Raw genomic sequence first — 20,606 nt, 5'->3', positions numbered from 1 at the left:
TTATCCCATCAACGCCGCTGTGCTAATCACCGCCAAATCTTTAATGATCAGTTGCAAACTTTGGCTGCCTTGCCACTCATTAATATCCAAAGTATATAAAATATGCACGCCAAACGCTCGATAATCCCAATCATCTGCCCGATAATTGAACCAAATCGCATCAATCGGATATTGCACACCTGCCATCTTTAGGGTGAGTTTTAGGTGCTTATCTTTTAAGATGCGCTGATTGATGACTTCAAATTCGCCATCAAATACAGGTGGCACAAAGCCATTACCCCAAACACTGATACTTTTAAGCTTATCTGCAAAATTTAGACTGAACTCTTCAGGCAAAAGCGCGCCATCGGTGAACTTTTCTTCATAAAATAACGCCTCATCAAAGCCTGCCAGCTCATCTTGGAATGCTTGTGCAAAGCGCTCAAAATTTGCTTTTTTGAGCGTCAAGCCTGCCGCCATCGCATGACCACCAAAGTGCTTGATCAAGCCAGGATGAGCGACCGCCACACTTTCGATGACATCGCGAATATGCACGCCAGCGATAGAACGCGCGGAGCCTTTGATGTCATCTTCATCACCCAAAGCGTCGGGATCTGCGGGCGCAAATACAATGCTTGGACGATACAGCGTTTCTTTTAGGCGACCTGCAACAATACCAATCACGCCTTGATGCCAGTCATCTTGATACAGCACAATTCCCTTAGGCGGCGCATCGTTAAAAAGTGGTAAAGAGTCTATGATGGCGACTGCATCATCTTTCATGGTCATCTCAACGCTGCGGCGCGCATAATTAAGCTTATTTAGCTCAATCGCCAATCGGTGCGCCTCCCCCCAGTCATCGGTGAGTAAGCACTCAACGCCGATACGCATATTATCCATGCGCCCAGCAGCATTAATCCTAGGCGCGATGGCAAAGCCAAAGTCTTCACTGGTGATCATCTGAGCCTGCCTACCTGCCTGCTCTAAGATGGCTAACATGCCGATCACGCACTGACCTTGACGGATGCGATTGAGCCCATGAGTGACCAAAATGCGATTGTTTTGATCGAGCACCCCAAGATCAGCAACGGTGCCAAGCGCGACCAAATCCAGATATTGAGCGACACTTGCGCTCATCTTACCAAGCTGCCGCCGATGCTTGGCAAGCCTGCCCATCACATAAAAAGCAACGCCCACGCCCACCAGCCATTTGCTGCCAAAGTCGCAGCCCAGCTGATTGGGATTGACCACTGCATCAGCAGGCGGAGAAGGCTTGGTCGTTAAGTGATGATCGGTGATAACAACCTTAATCCCCATCTGATGGGCAGCTGCCACGCCATCATGGCTTGAGATGCCGTTATCGACCGTGATGATTAATTTGGGGCTATACAGTGCAGCGCCGTGCTCAACAATTTGCGGTGTCAGCCCATAGCCAAACTTAAAGCGATCAGGCACCAAAAAATCCACCAAAGCGCCCATTTGGCGTAGCACACGCACCATCAAAGCGGTACTGGTGGCGCCATCACAATCAAAATCGCCAATGATCAAAATTTGATCGCGCCGATCAATCGCCTCATCGATGAGCGCTATGGCATCATCGATCCCCATCAGATCTGCCGCCGCAAGCAGCTGAGAGATATCGGTATCCATTTGGCTAAGATCATGCACACCCCTAGCCTGTAGAACGCGTGCAAGCGCCAAAGAACCAACCTGATGATAAAGCTGCTCATCGACAGACTCAGTCAGCCTTGGGGTTAAATTAAAATGCGCCATCAGCCTGCCTTGGTCAATGACTTTGGCAAGCTGAAAGTAACATTTTCTTCAATACCCGACAGCTCCGTGGGCGCATCAGCCCCCCACTGCTGTAAGGTGTCAAGTACTTCTTGGATCAAGATCTCAGGCGCCGATGCCCCTGCGGTCACGCCAACTGACCCAACCCCATCAAACCACGATCGATCCATCTGACCTGCATTATCGATCAAATACGCTCGTCTGCCCATGCGTTCGGCAAGCTCGCGCAGACGGTTTGAGTTAGAGGAATTTGGACTGCCCACCACCAACACCACATCGCACTCATTAGAGAGCATCTTGACAGCGTCTTGGCGATTTTGGGTAGCATAGCAAATATCGTCTTTTCGTGGGGCATTGATGGCAGGAAAGCGATCTTTGAGCGCATCGATGACATTAGCAGTATCATCCATTGACAGGGTGGTCTGTGTGACAAATGCCAAGGACTTATCACGCTCAAAGTCAAGCTTAGCCACATCCTCGACATCTTCAACCAAATGGATGCGTCCCCCAAAACTGGTATCAAAACGCCCCATTGTCCCTTCAACTTCAGGATGACCTGCATGACCGATTAAGATGGCGTCCATGCCTTCTTTGGCAAATTTACCCACCTCGATATGCACTTTGGTCACCAATGGGCAAGTGGCATCAAACACAGTCAAATCGCGTCTTTTTGCCTCATCTTCGACCGCTTTTGAGACGCCGTGCGCCGAAAAAATCACAATCGCCCCATCCGGCACTTCGTCAAGCTCTTCAACAAAAACTGCCCCTCGGCGCGCCAAATCCTCAACCACAAATTTATTATGAACCACTTCATGGCGAACATAAATCGGCGGATTAAACCGGCGCAAAGCCTCATTCACAATCGCGATCGCTCTGTCCACGCCCGCACAAAATCCGCGCGGATTGGCTAGTACTATTTTCATCTCGTTACTCAAAATCCATCAAAACATCCACTCATTTTAGCAAATTTTAGCCAATAAACCTAGCACCCACCCCCAAATCCCTCCACCGATCAGCGTGCGCCAAAGCGATTATTTTATATTCAAACTGTGCTAAAATATGGCAATATTTTTATCTCACGTTTAAGGACATGTCATGACAGGCACACTCTTTATCATCACGGCTGCATCCGGCACCGGCAAAACGTCACTGGTCAAAGAACTACTTGGCAGCACAGACAATCTTAGCGTCAGCGTCTCGCATACCACGCGCGCGCCAAGACCGGGCGAAGTGGATGGCACGCATTATCACTTTACGGATAAACAAAGCTTTCAGGCGTTGATTGAGGCATCGGCGTTTTTAGAATATGCCCAAGTGTTTGATAATTATTATGGTACATCCAAACAAGCTGTCATGGATTTGTTAGCCCAAGGGATTGATGTGATCTTGGAGATTGATTGGCAAGGCGCGCTACAAGTCAAAGCACAGTTTACCCAAGCGGTGATGATTTTTATTCTGCCGCCCACCCGTCAAGCGTTGGCAGAGCGTCTGTCAAATCGTGGTCAAGACAGCCAAGAAGTCATCCAAAAACGCTTGGCAGGCTCGCTTGATGAGATGCGCCAATACGATCAATTTGACTACATCGTGATCAATGACCACTTTGAGACAGCGCTTAGCGATCTACAAACGATCGTAAAGAGCCATCGGCTCACCCTGCGCGCGCAGCAGTCTCGCCACGCTGCTTTGATTGCTGCGTTATTTGATGATGCGCCAATCCACTCATGAATTGACAAAAATCATCAAAAGGCACTTAAAAAACCCTTAAAAACTTGATATAATAGAAAATTCACCATTTAGTTTAAGAGAATATCCATGGCACGAGTAACCATCGAAGACTGTCTAGCAAATGTCGATAATCGTTTTGAGTTGATTTTGGTGGCAAGCAAGCGCGCTCGCCAACTTGCCAATGGTAAAGTTGAGCCGACGGTCGCGGTTGATAATGACAAGCCGACTGTACTTGCACTGCGTGAGATCGCAGCAGGTAATGTCGGTCGCGCCATCTTAGATGAGCCTGATGAAGATTTGTTCCCAAAGTCGAATCAATCTTATGAGATCACGCCTGAGCAGCTAGGCAATACCCTATAATCTGCTTCGGTTCCTAAAGCCATGTTTTCATGGCTTTTTTTTATTTTATATTTTTAAACTGATGATCGGTGGTGCCGTGCACTGTATTATTGATTAATAAAAATCTTAAAATTAATCAATTCAATGGTGAAGATATTGACAACACCCCTACAAAGTGATTTATTATAGGGCTTAAATTCAGGGCTTTAAACCCAAACAAGCCAAGTCATTTTTTAGTTATTGATCAGATTTAATTTGTGCGAGCCGTCCATGCTAGAAAGCTATCATCCACATAATATTCCGACCACTCTTAGCCACCCGCTTGTGGATGAAGCTCGTGACAGTCTGATGCGCGCCGTCGCCTATCTTAAGCCTGATGAGCGCGCTGATGTCTTGCGTGCGTGTCATTTTGGTGATGTCGCACACATCAATGATAAGCGAAAATCTGGCGAGCCTTATATCACTCATCCGATCGCGGTGGCGGAGATTTTGGCAGGCTTTCGCTTAGACCGCGATACCATTGTCGCTGCCATTTTACACGATACTGTCGAAGATACCGAAGTGACCGATGAGCTGGTGACACAAGAATTTGGTCAAATGGTCGCTCAGCTTGTCGATGGTGTCACCAAGCTTAAATCCTCAGGGATGAGTAAGCAGCAAAGCCAAGCCGCCACTTTTCATAAGATCTTAACAGCCACCTTATCCGATCCGCGCGTTCTCATCATCAAGCTGTCTGACCGTCTGCACAATATGTCCACGCTTGATGCTGTCAGCGAAGAAAAACAAAAACGAACCGCTCAAGAAACGCTGGATTTTTATATTCCTTTTGCGCGCCTGATGGGGCTAAATAACATCGCCGATTATATTGAGCTGTTATGCTATCGCAATTTAAATCCTGATACGTATAACAAATTTACGGATAAATTATTACAGCATGGCTTGGGGCGTAATTTTCAAAAAACTGAGATCAGTACTTATTTGCAAAGCTTACTGTCGCACCTCAACCTAGATGGTAATGTGCAAGTGCTCGACAATCGCACCTCAATGTATCGACAGTTTTTCAAAAATCGTGGTCAAATCAGCCGACTGATTCGTCAGTATGATTTTGAAGTCATCTTAAAAGACATTGAGTCTTGTGATAAGCTTGCCACTTATCTGATCCAAAAATATCAAATCGGCGATCGCCAAATCCATGATAATATTCGCAAACCTCAAGCCGGCGGTAACCAATCTTTGACGCTGTTTTATGATCGTGATTATAATCACATCAAGATCACGCTGATGACTCGCCGTATGCAAGAAGCCTCTCGCCTAGGCATTATCAGTAGTGACCGAACTGGCGTCAGTCAGTCAGTCATTCAAGCCAGTCTGCGCAATATGCAAGATCTGGCAAATGCCAGCGAGACCGAAGGTGATGATTCGCACATCGCCATCATCGAAGAGCTGATCAGCTATTTGCACGAACGAAAAATCGTCTGCTACAGCCCCAAAGGGCGCGCCTACGAACTGCCACGCGGCTCAACGGCGCTAGATTTTGCTTATGCAGTCGGACCTGCGATCGGCAATATCGCAACTGGCGCTGATATCAACAATGAGCATGGCAAGCTTGGTCTGGTGCTCGCCGATGGCGATACCGTCAGTATCGACACCGACAAAAACGCCACCCCGCGCGCCGAATGGCTCGGCTTTGTCGCCACCAACAAAGCCCGCACAGAAATTTTAAAATTCTTAAAGCGGCTACCTGAAGACCAAAAGATCCATTATGGTAAGCAGGCGCTTGATCGCGCTTTGAACACTTACGGCAAAAGCATCACCGATTTGAACGATGATGACTGGGCTGACATTCTAAAATGGCGCGGTATCAATACGCCAGATGAGCTATTTATGCAGCTATCGACAGGCATGTTATTGCCGCAATTGGTCGTCTCTCGCCTATTTAGTGAAGAGATTGATACTGCTGATGGTCATGAAATTACTCGCTCTAAGCATCTGTTGGCAGGCATCAAGGGCGTGGAAGTGGATTTTGCGCGCTGCTGCAATCCAATCTATGGCGATCAGATTGTTGGGCATTTGTCTCGCCAAGGCTTGGTTGTGCATCGTCATAAGTGCTACTCTTTACAGGCGGTTCGTGCTGATTCGCCTTATCAGATTATTCAGCTGAATTGGAAATCTGATCAGTCTTTACAAGATCAGCCAGACGCTTTGCGCTTCCCGGCGATGCTGCGTATTTATGCCATTTTAAATGAAGAACAAATCAGCCAAGTGATCTATGAGATGCGCGCGCTGAATATCGGTGTCGAACAAACCTATGTCAAAACAGACACCAAGTCAGATCAAGACGGCAAAGTCGGTACAACCACGCTACACATTGTGGTGCGCTCACGCTCTCACTTGGCAGAAGGGATTGAAAAATTGCGCACATTGCTTGGCTATCCAAACATCATGCGCCTGTATCAGTGATGATTATGCGCGCCAAAAAGCTTGAATTTAGATGGTAAAATGGTCTATTATAATACTAACTTCAGTCAAAGTAAGGATGTCTTATGTGCTGTAAAATCGATCTGAATGACCAAAAAGATGCTGCACATTTCCTTGGTAAAGTTGAACCCAACCTACTGCCAAAGACAGCGGATAATGTCGCACCATCTAACACCGTCTATACTGGCGAAGCGATGAGCCTGTTTGATAAATTATGCGCCTATTTTCGCGCCAAAAACATCTAATGCATCTATTTTGGGATTTTTAAGTATCATGAGCAAACAAATCATTCATACAGATAATGCACCTGCCGCTGTTGGCACCTATTCTCAAGCGGTCAAGGTGGGCGATACCGTTTACATCTCTGGACAGTTGGGCTTAGACCCAAAAACCATGACGCTCAAAGAAGGATTTAAAGCGCAAGCAGAGCAAGCCATGGATAATTTACAAGCCATCGCTGAAGCGGCAGGTGGCAGCTTGGCTGATACGGTCAAATTCAATGTCTCACTGACTGATTTGTCAGATTTTGCGACGCTCAATGAAGTGTTTAATGCTCGCTTGAGCGCACCTTATCCTGCTCGTGCTGCTGTTCAGGTAGCTGCACTGCCTAAGGATGGTGTGGTTGAGATTGAAGCCATCTTACACTTGTCATAAGCTGTGTGCCAATTTTGGTCAATAAGCCTTTGGATGTCCAAGGGCTTTGTGTTTTTAAGACTTACAAACTGCCCCATCTAAAATGGGGAATAATGTTTAAGCTTAGTGTTCATTCATCATTTAAAATCATTGATATCATAAAGGTAACTCATGTCTAAAACGCCACAATCCGCCATCATTCCTGACCATTGCCGCGCCGGCATCTTTATGGAAGGTGATTTTACCACCACCAACACGCCTGCCATCGCAGATGCCTGCCGCCGAGCCTTGAGAGCTTTGGGCGACTTGCAAACCAAGTTTCCCGGCGAGTCTTTGGGGCTGACCATCGGCTTTGGCGCACAAGCTTGGCAAAACTTTGGCTACGCCGAAGAAGGCGGTCAAATCAAGCCATTTCGTCCATTGGGTGGCGGCTTGGCACCTGCCACACAGCATGATGTGATGTTCCATATTCAATCCATGCGCCACGATATCAATTTTAGCTTAGCCAAAGAATTGGTGGCGATATTTAAGGATATCGTAGAGATTCAATCAGAAACGCATGGCTTTCGCTGGGTCGAAAATCGCGGCTTAGAAGGCTTTGTCGATGGCACAGAAAATCCCCAAGATGATGCAATCAGCGGCGTGGCTGCCATCGCAGACGGTGCGGATGCTGGTGGCAGTTATGTGCTTTTACAAAAATACCGCCACGATCTGAATAAATGGGATGAGCTGCCTGTGTGCGACCAAGAAGACTGCATTGGACGCTCAAAAGTTGATAATATTGAATTTGATAAAGCCAAGCGGCTATCGGACTCTCATTTGGGTCGCACCAATTTAAAAGAAAATGGCAAGACTTTGGAAGTTGTGCGCAGAAGCTTACCGTTTGGCACAGTCACCGGCGAGCATGGCTTAATGTACATCGCCTATGCTGCCAGACTATGGAATATCGAAGCCCAGCTGCTCAGCATGTTTGGTGAAACAGACGGCAAAATTGATCTACTTTTGAAACATGTCAGCACGGCGGTTTCGGGTGCTTATTATTACGCGCCTTCGGTTGAGCGCTTAGAAAATCTATAATTTGCCAATCATGACTACGCACCCACAGCAGACGCCCAAATTTGTTGCACAGGTTGCATTGGCGGTTCCTGTGGGTGATTTTTTTGATTATATTTGTCCCAGTGAGTTACCGCTGCCCGAAATTGGTGCTAGGGTATTAGTGCCGTTTGGTCGTAGGTCAATGGTAGGGGTGGTGGTTGGGCTGATTTTGGCAAGCCAAAGTCAAGTTCCACCCAATAAACTCAAGCCCATCAAGCAAGTGCTGGACGAGCGCGCCATCCTTGATGAGGAATTATTAAAACTGGCTCGCTGGCTGTCGGATTATTATCACCATCCCTTGGGTGAAGTGTATTCGGTGATGCTGCCGACGCTCATCAACCAAGGCAAGCCCATTCATACCAAGCAGCGATATTATAAAGCCATATGTGATGATCAAGTCATAGATCAGCTGCCAAAGACTGCCAAAAAACAGCGGCAAATTCTCAGCGATCTACTCATGCATCCTGATGGGATCAGTGAGTCAAATCTCAGTGCGATCGGTGCGACGCGTAGCGTTTTAACCACTTTAATCAATAAAGACCTTGTCAGTGCTGATGAGCGCTCATTCACGCCGATTTCGGCGCCGCCTGTGACACTGCTAGAGCCCAAGCTTGATGCCAATGATGAACAAAAAGCGGCGCTAGATGCCATTAAGACCGCGTTTGATCTGGGTAGATATCAAGGGTTTTTATTGGATGGTGTCACAGGCTCAGGTAAGACTGAGGTATATCTTCAAGCCATGCACCATGTGCTCGCCCAAGGCAAGCAGGTGCTGATACTGGTACCTGAAATTGGGCTGACACCCCAAACCAAAGGCAGGTTTGGCTCACGGTTTCATGCCAATATCTGCGTTCTACACTCCAAGATGAATGACACCGAACGCCTTCAAGGTTGGCAAGATTGCCGCTTGGGTCAAGCACAAATCATCATCGGTACACGCTCAAGTGTTTTATATCCGTTTGCAAATCTTGGTATGATCATCATCGATGAAGCGCATGATGCTTCTTATAAGCAGCAAGACCACCTTCGCTATCATGCCTGCGATGTGGCGATGATCCGCGCTTTGTTTGCTCGCATTCCGATCATTTTAGGGACTGCCACGCCAAGTCTTGAACAGCTCAAACTCATCCAAGATGGCAAATTGACGCCCCTCATCCTCAAAAATCGTGCTGGCGGCGCTCAGGCAGCCTCCATGCATTTGGTGGATATGCGACTGGGTGGCTATCATGCTCAGCATACCGATGGGACGATCAGCGACACTGCCTTTGCACCCGCGACGATTCAGGCGATGCGTGATTGTTTGGCCAAAGGTGAGCAAGTGCTTGTGTTCTTAAATCGCCGAGGCTATGCACCGATCTTGATTTGCCGAAGCTGCGGTCATCAAGCTGACTGCCCCAATTGCGATGCACATTTGACCATCCACAAAAGCAGCCTTCAGCCCATGCATGGCGAACTGCGCTGCCATCACTGCGGCTATCGTGCATCCATACCGACGACCTGCCCTGAATGCCGCAGCCCTAACATGGACAGTTTTGGTGCAGGCACGACCCGCCTGGTGGAGCAGCTGCACGCATTGTTTGCCAATCCACAAGTCAGCCGCACAACGTATCCGATTTATCAGATCGATAAGGACACCATGCAAAAAAAAGGCGCATGGGAGGCGATGACAAAAAACATCAATACTGGCAACCCTGCGATCTTAGTGGGGACACAAATGATCGCCAAAGGTCATCATTTTGAAAATGTCACTCTCGTTGTCATTGCCAATGCGGATTTGGGATTTTTATCGGCTGATTTTCGCTCACCTGAACACACCGCACAGCGCATCATACAGGTGGCAGGTCGAGCAGGTCGTGCCAAAAAACCAGGCAAAGTATTGATCCAAACGCTTCAGCCCGACAACGCCCTACTCACTCAGCTTGTACATCAGGGCTATCATGCCTTTGCCCACGAACTATTACACGAAAGATCGCAGCTGGGGCTGCCGCCTTTTAGCCATGCTGTACTCATTCGTGCTGAAAGTTTGCACTATCAACGAGCCAAAGACGCCATCTTGGCTGCCAAGGGAATGATACCGACCAATCATCCTTTTGCTATCAATGCGCCCATAGACGCACCCATGACCAAAAAAAATAACCGCTATCAGGTGCAGATGCTCATTTTGTCAAAAACTCGCCCCGTGCTGCATGAATTTTTAGCGACATGGTGGTCGTCACTACAGTCATTGCCAAGTACAAAGGCGGTGCGTCTGAGTATTGACATTGATCCAATGGGCTGGTGATTTGTCAAGCAGCGGCACAATCAAACGACCCAAGCCAAGCAAACGATCGCCAATAAATGCAAAGGATAAAAAAGATAGAAAAAATATCGACCACCCAGCCGTCGTCCCTGCCGACCTGTATGATAATAAATCAGCGGTAACGCTAAAAACAGGCCTACATTCATCCAACCAAGACCGACTGTCAAAGCCCATCCATAAATCAAATAATGTGCCAAAGGGACGCTGAGAGCATAAGCGATCAGTTGTAAGAGTTTGTCATGTTTAAAAATCTCAAACACCATCACCCACAGAATCATCGCCGCCCCGTACTCACCAATCTCAGCGATCATTGCCATCGCCAGCACCCCGAGCACTCTAAGAGGTGCAGCGGCATTCATCTGCCAAATCATCAATGCGACCAAACTTGCACTCAGTGTAAACAGCACATTACCCCAAAGCACTTGTGTCAATGAATCGACACTACCGATGACATACTGAAACACCATAAAAATCGGCTGCGAGAGAATAGCAAAACCCAAAAGCCGCCCCAAATACGCCCATTTATCCTGCGTATGCCCAAGCCCCATCACCAAAAAATACGCCATCATCGGAGCGACCACGCGCCCCACTGTGTGCATCATCTCAGCTGTGAGGCTGTCGGTCTCCACAAACGCCCAACCGATGTGATCGATCAGCATGGCGATCAGCGTAATAATTTTTAGGTGAAAAGTGGTCAGCTGTCGCCGATCGGTGAAAGTGCCATCTGTCATGCTAGAGTCAATTTTATCAGATGCTTTGATCTTGCTGATAAAAGGTTAAGATCAGCCAATGCATCGTTTTGGGGTTTGTTTTTTTGATAAAGAAGTTTGACAGCGCCACACCAGACCGCTTTGGGTGGGCGTGCTGTATATTGTCAAGGTTCGCCCTTTGAGATAGCCAAGCGGATATGATGCCTTCAGGACTGTGGCAACGACAGCGCACTGGGTATCAATGCCGTCAGCTTGTGCGACCACTTTGATATCTGCGCGGTGATGGGTACTGGTTACGGGCAAATTGACTGGGCATTGACCTGTGTTCGCCATAATCACATCCACCCGCTTAACCACCGCATTGGCTTCACTATAGACATCAAACAAAAGCTTTTGCTCGGCTTGTTTGACATACATCGGCACAAACTGCCCTACGATGATTGATAAAATCACCCCAAACATCGCAAATGCCACCGACAGACCAACCAAGCTTACGCCGCCTTCACGCTTAAGATGCTGTTTTTGTGCATCTTCATCCCGAGGATAAAGCTCAATGGCGTCGGCAATTTCTCGGCGAGCCATGCGATAATAATAAGCATCCGCCCATCTTGCTACCATGACCGACCAAAACAGCCAAACCCCCAAGCCAATCAAAATACGCGCAGGCCACTGCATGGCATCCGCCAAAAATCCAATCAAGGCATATTCTGCCACTGCTAGGATGATGACAATATTAACCTTAATAAATGACCAGCCTGCCACGCAATACACCACACAATCTAAGTAGCGCTTACGATACAAAAGCCAGCCAAATGTCATAAAAAATGCCGCCCAATGCCATCGCGCGTGCAGCCGACCTGCACGATCAAACTCAGCAAATCGTCTCAAATAATACGCTTGGGAGCGATGACCAATGAACCAACGATCCAATTGGGTGCGCTCATCATCACTCAGGTGGCTTTGATAAAATGGCGGCGGGGTCGTATCTTCCAAAAAAGGTAGGCGAAACATGGCGACTCTTTGGCTAAATGCTATGAACAGCCACTCAAAAAACGAAGCTGCTGGCTTGTGGTTAGGTCAGTTATTCTTTATAATGACCGTTTTTAATATTAGCTATTGTACGCCCTTTTATGACAAATTCAACACCCCAAGATACCCAAAATGTCTTGGCAGACACTCACGCTTCACAAACCATCGATAAAGACGAAATCAGTACCCGCCTTGCCAAATTGGCACAAACCCCTGAGCAATTTCGTAAAATCAATACCTTTATGAAGCGTCGCACGCACATGAGTCAGCACCATGAGCAGGCATTGCTTGATGAGCGTTTTGGTGACATCTATGTCAATCCTACTGGCGAGCTTGGCAAGCTTGGCGATGTATCAGCAATCACTGATTTACGAGCTTTATTTGCAAACACGCCCAATGGTGAGCACGCGCCTTTGACGCTTGAAATTGGCTTTGGGATGGGTGATAGCCTGTTTGAGATGGCTAAAAATGCCCCTGAAACGAATTTTGTTGGCATCGAAGTCCATGAGCCTGGCATTGGGCGCTTGACTGCTCTCGCCGATGAGGCAGGGCTTGCCAACCTAAAAGTCATCAATGGCGATGCCATTGCCCTGCTTGAGAATCTGCCTGATCAGCATCTTGACACCGTTCAGCTGTATTTTCCTGATCCTTGGCAAAAAAAGCGTCACTATAAACGCCGCTTCGTCACCCATGATCGCATGGCAAAAGTCGCTCGCGTACTGAACTCTGGCGGCAAGTTTCATGCAGCGACCGACTGGGAGCATTATGCATTTTGGATGCTTGAAGTGCTAGATGGTATGCCTGAATTTATCAACAGTTGCGAAAAAGGCAACTTCACGCCGCGCCCTGATTTTCGCCCTTTGACTAAGTTTGAAAAACGCGGCATCACTCATGGTCATGGCGTCTGGGATTTGATTTATCTAAAAGCCTAAACTCCAGTAGCGTTATTCAAGCGGCTGCTTTGGTTGAGTGATGCTGAGAGATTAAAGCCTTGGGCGTTTGATTCAATCCAGGATCAAACGCCCTTGATCCTCTCGCCACTTCAATAGATCCGCCACATCTTTGGCAATGCCTACTTTCAGTGCCTCGATGCCCTCATACTGCCGCTCACCATGTAAAAAGTGAGTAAACACCACCTTGAGTGTCGATCCGTATAAGTCACCTTGAAACTTCGGCAAATGCACCTCAAGCCGCCAGTCTTTACCTTGAATACTTGGTCTAAGCCCAACACTCACCGTGCCAAATAAACTGCCCTGGCGCAGACCTTGCAGCCCACCATGACCGACAGACGCCCAGTCCAAAGGCTTGCCATCTTGGCAAATAAAGACATCAGCAGCAAAAATACCGTGCAGTGCAGGCTTTAGGCGCCCCAAAGACACATTCGCTGTCGGAAAGTCCAATGTTCGCCCAATTTTATCGCCATGCTCGACCACGCCAGTCATGCTATATGATCGACCCAGCATGGATTTGGCAGAGTCAAGATCACCCACCACCAAAGCGTCACGCACCAAAGATGAGCTGATGCGTACGCCATTTTGGGTAATGCTGTGCAGATCATCTACGCTAAATCCTGCATTTTTCAAAAATACTTTGTCGCCGGCGCGATCTTGACCAAAACGAAAATCATCGCCAAGCACCAGATGGCTCACATTCAAGCTGCGCAAAAGATCGACAAATGCTGCCGCTGACAATGAACGAAACGCATCATCAAAGCTTGCAACAATCAGATATTGAACGCCTAATTGCTCGATCTGCTCTGCTTTTTCGGTCAAATTGGTCAATCGAGCCGGCGGATTATCAGGCGAAAAAAACTCTCTAGGCTGCGGCTCAAATACCATCACAGCAGATGACAGATCCATCGTCTTGGCATCATCAGATAGCGCCAATAATAACGCTTGATGACCCAAATGAACACCATCATAGTTACCAATGGTCAGCGCAAGCGGCGGCAGTGGTGGTAAATTATGACTGTCTAAAAAAATGATTTGCATGAAAACTTTATCGCCTATTGCTTGCTTGCCATTGCATCAATGACTGGCACCGCCAATTTTTCTGCCGCAAGCTCATTTGCCGTCTTCGCTTCGGGCGCCAAGCCTTTTAGTAGTGCCAAGTTTTTGACATCTTGGCGCTGACGAGTGGCTAGGCTCACCGGCACCATACGAGCAAATTCAAATAGCTGCAGCCACATCTCCTCACCACCTTCTAGGCTTTCTTCATCGTCCAATCGGATGGCAGCAATCTCCATCAAAGTGCGAATCAGCTCATTTTCATCAGCGCTCAATGTCACGCCCGCCACGCCGATGCCAGTGATATAACCGCCCGCCCAATCTTTGAGCGCCAATACACGCTCATACAGCTCGTGCTCATCGTCAGGCACCAAAGGCTCATAGCCATACGCATCATCTTTATCTTTGAGCGCAAAGCTGACATCTTCGGCGTATTCGGTCAATAGCTCAAGCGCCGCTTCGCTAGGCATCACAAAGCTCATCTCCTCCAACAAGCGCACCCAACCGTCGGTATCGGGCGCATGACACGCGGTCATGATGCCAGTCATGATGCCGTGCAGCTCACTGATCGATACATCCGTCCAATCACCAAATGCTGACGACCAATCATCCCAACCTGATAAATAATCTGTTGTCATATTTTGCCTTTTATTCGTGCGATTTTGATATGATTTTACACATCCAGGCTCATCAAGCCTTTGCCAAACAGTGTTCTTTAAATAAGCGATCAAAAACAGACTATTATAACACAGCCACACCAGTTTATGCGCCTGTTTTGATCAACCAATGGCAGCATCAAACCGTTTATCGCTGTGATGCTAACTTTGATGCAATTTTTACAAAAAATTTGACAACACACTCCAAAGCCATGCTAAGATAAGCTCAGCTAAATTTTGTTTGATCAACTTAGGATATCTTATGTTAGCTCAATTACAAGCCTTAGAGCAGACGATCATCGCCATGAAAAAGCAATACGCGGTCACTGCGACAGAACTTGCCAATCTCAAACAGCGCATCGCCAATGACGACAGCGCCAAACAAATCGAAACACTGCAAGACAAGCTCAATCAAGCACTGATTGATATTGAGAATTATAATGACCGCGTGGATGATCTACAACAAACCCAAAATGCGCTAGAGCAGCAAGTTGATGAGCTTTATCAAGCCAATCAAGCGTTAATCACTCAAAATCAAGATCTAAAAGATAAAAACGCCTTAGCCATCTCACGCGCTGAAGTGATTCGTGATTGGCTGTCAAAAATCGATCGCTCTAACTAAAGACGCGCCATTCAACAGTTTTGCTAAGGAATTATTATGAGTCAAGACACCCAAAATTCACCATCATCCGCCATCATCGCCAAAGAAGAATTTCGTCCGATTGATATCAGTATCGCCGGCACGCCGCATCGCATTGTCTGCCCAGTGGACGAAATTAAAAACCTAGAAAATGGCGCTGAATACATCAACCACAAAATCCGTGATCTGCGCCGCGAAATCAAACACAAAACGCCGACCAATGAAGAGTTTTTGGTGTTGGTTTGCTTGGAGCTGTACGATGAAGTCCAAGCCCTAAAAACCCAAATCGCCGATGCTGATGACGAAAAAGCCAAAGTAGCCGCCATGATAGAAAAAATCAATCAACAAGCAGGCTCAATGCTTTGAATTCAACATATAAAAAACGGTAGCCTTTATGCTACCGTTTTTTATGTAAACTTAAAAGTTTTTATTCCGCGACACTTGGTAAATGTTCTTCTGGATGAGCATCGGCATAAGCGCTCAGATGTTCGTCATTACAAAAAAACCGTTCGTTATGCTGCTTTTCATTCAATAAAATACCGCGATAGGTCGCCAGCTCATGCCCACAGTGGTGGCAGTGCCGCAGGCTTGTATCATCGCCTTCTTTGGGGAAGAATGCCTTGGGCGGCTTAGGATACATGAATTTAAAAAACAGCCACATCACCACGCCGATGATCACGATATTTAAAATAAAAGCAAACATAAACTCTCAATTCACCACAAATTTTTAGAAACCTAAGATTACTATATCACAAAGTTTGGGGGTTTATGCTATACTATTTGCAGGTTTGTCACTATTTTGATAAGCCAGAATTTTTGGCGTATTTGCCACTTTTACAAAATTTGTTGATGAAATTTGCGACGACAGTGAAGTCATTGCAATTTTTTATGACATCAATTTAAAAGCACTTGGCATGATGCACCAGTGCTCAAAAATTTAAGGATATTACAAATGTCAAAAGCTAAAACCGATGCCGTCAACGGCACACAAACCAGTTTTCATACCGCAGATGCCACGACAGGTCAAATTACTTTTGCGATCATTCAGACCAATTTTTGGGTGGGGGATATCGCAGGTAATGTCAAAAAAATGCACGCCTTAACCCTAGATGCCAAAGCTCGCGGTGCGGATATTGTCATCTTTCCTGAGCTTGCTTTGGTGGGTTATCCGCCTGAAGATTTGCTTTTACGCCCAACCTTAGGGGAGCGCGTCCGTGAAGCGATGGCAAAACTTGCCGAAATCGAAGGCATTGTGGTGATTTTGGGCTATCCGCACATTGATCATCATGGCACATTCAATTCAGCCGCCATCTTGCAAGGTGGCAGCCAAAAAGGCTTTTATCATAAGCAGCGCCTACCAAACTACGGCATCTTTGATGAGCGTCGCTATTTCCAAAAAGGTCGCAATCAAGTCTTATTTGATTATAAAGGCGCGACGATTGGTCTTTTGATTTGTGAAGATATTTGGCATGATGAACCCATTCAAGCGCTGAAACAAGAAGGCGCTGATTTGGTGGTGGTGATCAATGCTTCGCCATTTGAAATCGGTAAGCAAACCGCCCGAAAAGCGCTTTTAACCAAACAGTCTTCCGCCCATAATCTGCCCATCATTTATGTAAACACCGTCGGCGCCCAAGATGACATCGTCTTTGATGGCGGTTCTTTGATCATGCAATCAGACGGCAGCGTCGCACATGAAGGCGTCAGATTCTTAAATCAGCTGATGATGGCGCAGTTTGATACCCAGACTAAGACTTTTGATACACAAACCAAAGCGCCGCTTGTGCTGTCTGAAGAATCTGAGATGTATCAAGCGCTTGTGGTGGGTCTGCGCGATTATGTCAATCGCTCAGGCTTTAAAGGGGTGATTGTTGGCTTATCAGGCGGTATTGATAGCGCACTCACGCTTTGTATTGCTGTCGATGCTTTGGGTTCTGATCGGGTGTATGCAGTGATGATGCCCTATGAATACACCGCTCAAATCAGCCTAGAAGATGCCGAAGCCCAAGCCGCTCGCTTAAATGTTTCTTATACCGTTTGCCCGATCCATGATGCCGTGGCAGGCTTACGCTCAGCCTTAGCGCCACTGCTTGCCAATAGCGAGCCTGATGTGACCGAAGAAAACTTACAAGCGCGCGCCCGTGGTACCATCTTAATGGCATTGTCTAATAAGTTTGGGCATATGGTCATCTCAACAGGCAATAAATCTGAAAATGCTGTCGGCTACTCAACGCTTTACGGCGATATGGTTGGCGGATTTGATGTCTTAAAAGATGTCTACAAAACCGATGTCTATCGCTTGGCAAATTATCGCAATCGCTTAGAAGACAATCCAGTGATCCCTGAGCGCGTCATCACCCGTGCCCCGAGTGCTGAGCTGCGTCCTGACCAAACAGACCAAGACAGCTTGGGCGATTATGAGACGCTTGATAATATCCTAAGAATGTATATTGATGAAGATTTGGGCTATAAAGCCATTGTGGCGGCAGGTTTTGAGCCCCAAACGGTTGAAAAAATCTTAGGCATGGTGGATCGCTCTGAATATAAACGCCGCCAAGGTGCCATCGGTACCAAGATCACCAAAAAATCATTTGGTCGCGAACGCCGATACCCACTGGTCAATGGTTGGTCAATCAAAGGCTAATCAGCACTTTTAAAACGCTCACATCGGTGGGCGTTTTAAATAGTAACCGTTACCGTAGGTAAATTTAATTAACTCTAGCCAATCAAACCTTATCTTCTCAGAAGATAAGGTTTGATTGGATATATTTTAAAATAACTTGGCTATTAAACTGGTTATAATAATATGATTATTGAAATAAAACCCCACAAACCTATTGGTAAAAATTCTTTATATTTTAATAGACATTATTTAGGAAAAAACAACGAGAGAAATGCTTTTATTTGTGCAGCACATGAAATATGTAGCAGTGAAGTCGTAATCGATAATGAAAAAATAAATGGTTCATGGCTACAACAGGTGCAGGAAATCAAACGCAACAAAAATGCCATTGTTAATTATTTGTTGACAAAAGAAGGAAGTGATTTATTACAGTCTGTTTTTGATAAATTTGGGACATTCGATCTTGCTTTTTTTGAAGACAATGAAGAAGCCGCAGAGGTATCCAGTCATGTATCCATTAATGACTTGAGGGAAAATATGCTTTTAAATATAAATACAACAATTAGTGTACATAAATAGCTAGAGGCTAATAATGAAAGTATTTGGATTGACCGTTTTAGCAAAAGATACAGTAGGACTTCATTATATCAATCATACTGTTGCAGCTATGAGTTTGGCGGAAGCTGATAATATCGTAGGCTCCAATCTAGCAACCTAACCTAGGCTAGACTAACAATATGAAGTATAACAGTAATTTAAGTGTCTATAAACTCAAGAAAATCATAAAATGCTTTTGTATTGACATAGATGCAACAAGAACAGCACTTTTGCTTGAGCTAAATCGCAATACAATTCATCATTGGTTTGGTATTTTTAAACAAGAAATCTATGAGTATCAAACCAACCAAAAACGCTTATTATACGGTGCAATTGAAGTGGATGAAAGCTATTTTGGGGCAAAGCGACAAAGGGGCTTTCATAGCAAGTTAAAGCCAGGTTGTGGTACATTAAAGCAACCTGACAAGCTGTGATACTTGGTAAAGATGTAGGTTATGACAAACAGTTTAGAGTAAATCACGGCAACAATGAATTTGCTTACGGTAGATGTCAAATTAATGGCATTGAGAGCTTTTGGAGTTTTAGCAAAAGACGGCTTGCTAAATTTAACGGTGTTACTGACAAATTTGAACAACACTGAAAAGAATGTGAATGGCGTTGGAACAAAGATGTTAATGAGTTACAACGCCATTTATGGAGTTTGATTAAGTGAGATTTTTAACTTTGATAGTCTAGAGTCCAAAGTTATTGGTTTATCCATACACTATGATAGATACCCAAATATGCAAATGGGAACTGTTATAATGGCACTTTGCTATCCTTTTATGAGATACTTAGCCTTAAAAAAGACTAAGCACAAAAGTGAAAAGTAATGGAGTTATTTAACAGTATTTCCATGTGGTATCTGTTTATAGTAGTGGTAAGTTTTTTTTGCTGCTATTACTCGCATTTATAGAAATGAATGGTTGAAAGTATTTTGTATAGGGATGACAGTAATATTTATTAATATATTTCTAAATCATTTAGAGTATTTGCAAAAGCCACAAAATCTAATAAAATCTTTGGTAGTTTTTTTGTTTTCAGGATATTCATTCTATTTTTGGCATTGTTAAACAAAAATACATCAGTTAAAATACCACACACTCAACCACATGTAAAACAACCACCCAATGAACCAAACATTTACCCATTGTCCTAAATGTCAAAATACACACTTTGTTAAAGCAGGGTTTAACAATGGCAAACAACGCTACAAGTGCAAAAACTGTCATTATTATTTTTTAAGTACACAAACACAGCTCTCATAAGAGCGATGCCATTAAGAAAATGGCAATAGATATGTATTTAGAAGGTCTAGGGTTTCGCTCCATTGGTAGAGTATTAAACATTAGTTACGGTACGGTCTATCAATGGGTTAAACATCTTGGGGAGCAACATCAAATCAAACCCAATGACAGTCAAGAAATTGACATTGTAGAGCTTGATGAAATCCACAGTTATACCAAACACAAAAAAACTACTGCTGGACTTGGATTGCCATTGACCGACAAACAAAACACGTTTTAGGTTTTGTTTGTGGCAAACGAGACAGTAAAACCTTTGCAAGGCTATACAACACCCTAAACTCAAACAATATTAAGCTGTTTTGTTCTGATTATTGGAAATCTTATGATGAAATTATTCCAAAACACAAGCACCTAAAAAGCAAAGCTCAAACTTTTACCATTGAGAGTTATAACAGCCTTATTAGACATTTTACTGCAAGATTTAGGAGAAAGACCAAATGTTATTCTAAATGCAAGAAAATGATAGAAAATACGCTCAATTTACTGTTTGCTAAATGGAATGGGGGTTTGAGTTATGTATTTTAAATTAACAATGCCCTATTTTTTATCCAAAAAATAGAATGAATCGGATTGATTGTTAAATATGATTTGGTAGACAAATATTAGGGGCGTGTAATGATTAATGGTAAGTTTGTTTATTTCATACTGACGATATTTGCATTAACGATGCAGTATATGTCGCCACTCCATTTCACTTAG

19 protein-coding genes and 2 pseudogenes are annotated in these 20,606 nt (G+C 45.4%); 14 read left to right on the top strand and 7 right to left on the bottom strand.

What is annotated here, in order from left to right:
* Together recJ and ispH are read right to left on the bottom strand one after the other, a co-directional pair.
* Complete coding sequence (recJ, locus tag U0021_RS06810; protein WP_114799832.1) at positions 1–1,752, bottom strand: single-stranded-DNA-specific exonuclease RecJ; 1,752 nt, start codon at positions 1,750–1,752, stop codon at positions 1–3.
* Positions 1,752–2,693 (bottom strand): 4-hydroxy-3-methylbut-2-enyl diphosphate reductase, encoded by a 942-nt coding sequence (gene ispH / locus U0021_RS06805; RefSeq protein ID WP_078255383.1) that lies wholly within the window; start codon positions 2,691–2,693, stop codon positions 1,752–1,754. Before ispH ends, recJ begins: the two co-directional genes overlap by 1 nt.
* 172 nt (positions 2,694–2,865) lie before the next feature.
* Between ispH and gmk the strand changes: the two genes are divergently transcribed.
* From gmk to U0021_RS06770, 7 genes are all read left to right on the top strand, one after another.
* Positions 2,866–3,495, top strand: coding sequence for a guanylate kinase (gmk, locus tag U0021_RS06800; RefSeq protein ID WP_114799831.1), 630 nt, complete (start codon positions 2,866–2,868; stop codon positions 3,493–3,495).
* A gap of 87 nt (positions 3,496–3,582) precedes the next feature.
* Positions 3,583–3,855: a DNA-directed RNA polymerase subunit omega gene (gene rpoZ, locus U0021_RS06795; RefSeq protein ID WP_049236634.1), complete on the top strand. Its 273-nt coding sequence runs from the start codon at positions 3,583–3,585 to the stop codon at positions 3,853–3,855.
* 249 nt (positions 3,856–4,104) lie between these two features.
* Complete coding sequence (locus U0021_RS06790) at positions 4,105–6,294, top strand: RelA/SpoT family protein (protein WP_114799830.1); 2,190 nt, start codon at positions 4,105–4,107, stop codon at positions 6,292–6,294.
* A gap of 83 nt (positions 6,295–6,377) precedes the next feature.
* A complete protein-coding gene (locus U0021_RS06785) occupies positions 6,378–6,557 on the top strand; it encodes a hypothetical protein (RefSeq protein ID WP_049236638.1) in 180 nt (59 codons plus the stop codon).
* A gap of 28 nt (positions 6,558–6,585) precedes the next feature.
* Complete coding sequence (locus U0021_RS06780) at positions 6,586–6,966, top strand: RidA family protein (protein ID WP_049236639.1); 381 nt, start codon at positions 6,586–6,588, stop codon at positions 6,964–6,966.
* A 150-nt stretch (positions 6,967–7,116) separates the two neighbouring features.
* Entirely contained in the window at positions 7,117–8,022 is a 906-nt protein-coding gene (locus U0021_RS06775) for a Dyp-type peroxidase (protein WP_049236640.1), read from the top strand.
* Positions 8,023–8,032: 10 nt separating this feature from the next.
* Complete coding sequence (locus U0021_RS06770; protein ID WP_114799829.1) at positions 8,033–10,321, top strand: primosomal protein N'; 2,289 nt, start codon at positions 8,033–8,035, stop codon at positions 10,319–10,321.
* A gap of 20 nt (positions 10,322–10,341) precedes the next feature.
* Here the strand turns inward: U0021_RS06770 and U0021_RS06765 are convergent, their stop codons facing one another.
* Together U0021_RS06765 and U0021_RS06760 are read right to left on the bottom strand one after the other, a co-directional pair.
* Positions 10,342–11,070 carry a TraX family protein gene (locus tag U0021_RS06765; RefSeq protein ID WP_114799828.1) on the bottom strand — a complete coding sequence of 243 codons (729 nt, stop codon included), beginning with the start codon at positions 11,068–11,070 and terminating at the stop codon, positions 10,342–10,344.
* Positions 11,071–11,121: 51 nt separating this feature from the next.
* Positions 11,122–12,060: a DUF2628 domain-containing protein gene (locus U0021_RS06760; protein WP_114799827.1), complete on the bottom strand. Its 939-nt coding sequence runs from the start codon at positions 12,058–12,060 to the stop codon at positions 11,122–11,124.
* A gap of 119 nt (positions 12,061–12,179) precedes the next feature.
* Here U0021_RS06760 and trmB point away from each other — a divergent pair, with 119 nt between their 5' ends.
* A complete protein-coding gene (gene trmB / locus U0021_RS06755; protein WP_114799826.1) occupies positions 12,180–13,010 on the top strand; it encodes a tRNA (guanosine(46)-N7)-methyltransferase TrmB in 831 nt (276 codons plus the stop codon).
* 72 nt (positions 13,011–13,082) lie between these two features.
* Here trmB and ribF read toward each other — a convergent pair whose 3' ends face one another.
* Together ribF and U0021_RS06745 are read right to left on the bottom strand one after the other, a co-directional pair.
* Complete coding sequence (ribF, locus tag U0021_RS06750) at positions 13,083–14,069, bottom strand: riboflavin biosynthesis protein RibF (protein ID WP_114799825.1); 987 nt, start codon at positions 14,067–14,069, stop codon at positions 13,083–13,085.
* Between the two features lie 14 nt (positions 14,070–14,083).
* Positions 14,084–14,722 (bottom strand): UPF0149 family protein, encoded by a 639-nt coding sequence (locus U0021_RS06745; protein WP_114799824.1) that lies wholly within the window; start codon positions 14,720–14,722, stop codon positions 14,084–14,086.
* A 280-nt stretch (positions 14,723–15,002) separates the two neighbouring features.
* Here U0021_RS06745 and U0021_RS06740 point away from each other — a divergent pair, with 280 nt between their 5' ends.
* Complete coding sequence (locus tag U0021_RS06740; protein ID WP_049236648.1) at positions 15,003–15,362, top strand: hypothetical protein; 360 nt, start codon at positions 15,003–15,005, stop codon at positions 15,360–15,362.
* Positions 15,363–15,398: 36 nt separating this feature from the next.
* Entirely contained in the window at positions 15,399–15,746 is a 348-nt protein-coding gene (locus U0021_RS06735) for a cell division protein ZapA (protein ID WP_049236649.1), read from the top strand.
* Positions 15,747–15,807: 61 nt separating this feature from the next.
* On the opposite strand, the gene U0021_RS06730 is transcribed toward U0021_RS06735, so the two are convergent.
* Complete coding sequence (locus U0021_RS06730; protein WP_049236651.1) at positions 15,808–16,083, bottom strand: hypothetical protein; 276 nt, start codon at positions 16,081–16,083, stop codon at positions 15,808–15,810.
* A gap of 249 nt (positions 16,084–16,332) precedes the next feature.
* Here U0021_RS06730 and U0021_RS06725 point away from each other — a divergent pair, with 249 nt between their 5' ends.
* The 4 genes and pseudogenes from U0021_RS06725 to U0021_RS06710 all read left to right on the top strand — a co-directional run bounded on the left by U0021_RS06725 (position 16,333) and on the right by U0021_RS06710 (position 20,432).
* Complete coding sequence (locus U0021_RS06725; RefSeq protein ID WP_114799823.1) at positions 16,333–18,024, top strand: NAD+ synthase; 1,692 nt, start codon at positions 16,333–16,335, stop codon at positions 18,022–18,024.
* Between the two features lie 162 nt (positions 18,025–18,186).
* On the top strand, positions 18,187–18,582 hold the full coding sequence (locus U0021_RS06720) for a hypothetical protein (RefSeq protein ID WP_114799822.1): 396 nt from the start codon (positions 18,187–18,189) through the stop codon (positions 18,580–18,582).
* Positions 18,583–18,740: 158 nt separating this feature from the next.
* Positions 18,741–19,273: pseudogene (locus tag U0021_RS06715) on the top strand (IS1595 family transposase).
* A gap of 457 nt (positions 19,274–19,730) precedes the next feature.
* Positions 19,731–20,432 (top strand): annotated as a pseudogene (locus tag U0021_RS06710) (IS1 family transposase).
* The last annotated feature ends 174 nt before the right edge of the window (positions 20,433–20,606 follow it).

Source organism: Moraxella canis, from assembly GCF_034424565.1.
Lineage (GTDB): Bacteria > Pseudomonadota > Gammaproteobacteria > Pseudomonadales > Moraxellaceae > Moraxella > Moraxella canis.
Note: the sequence above shows the minus strand (reverse complement) of the source record. Positions and strands in the feature narration are given on the sequence as shown.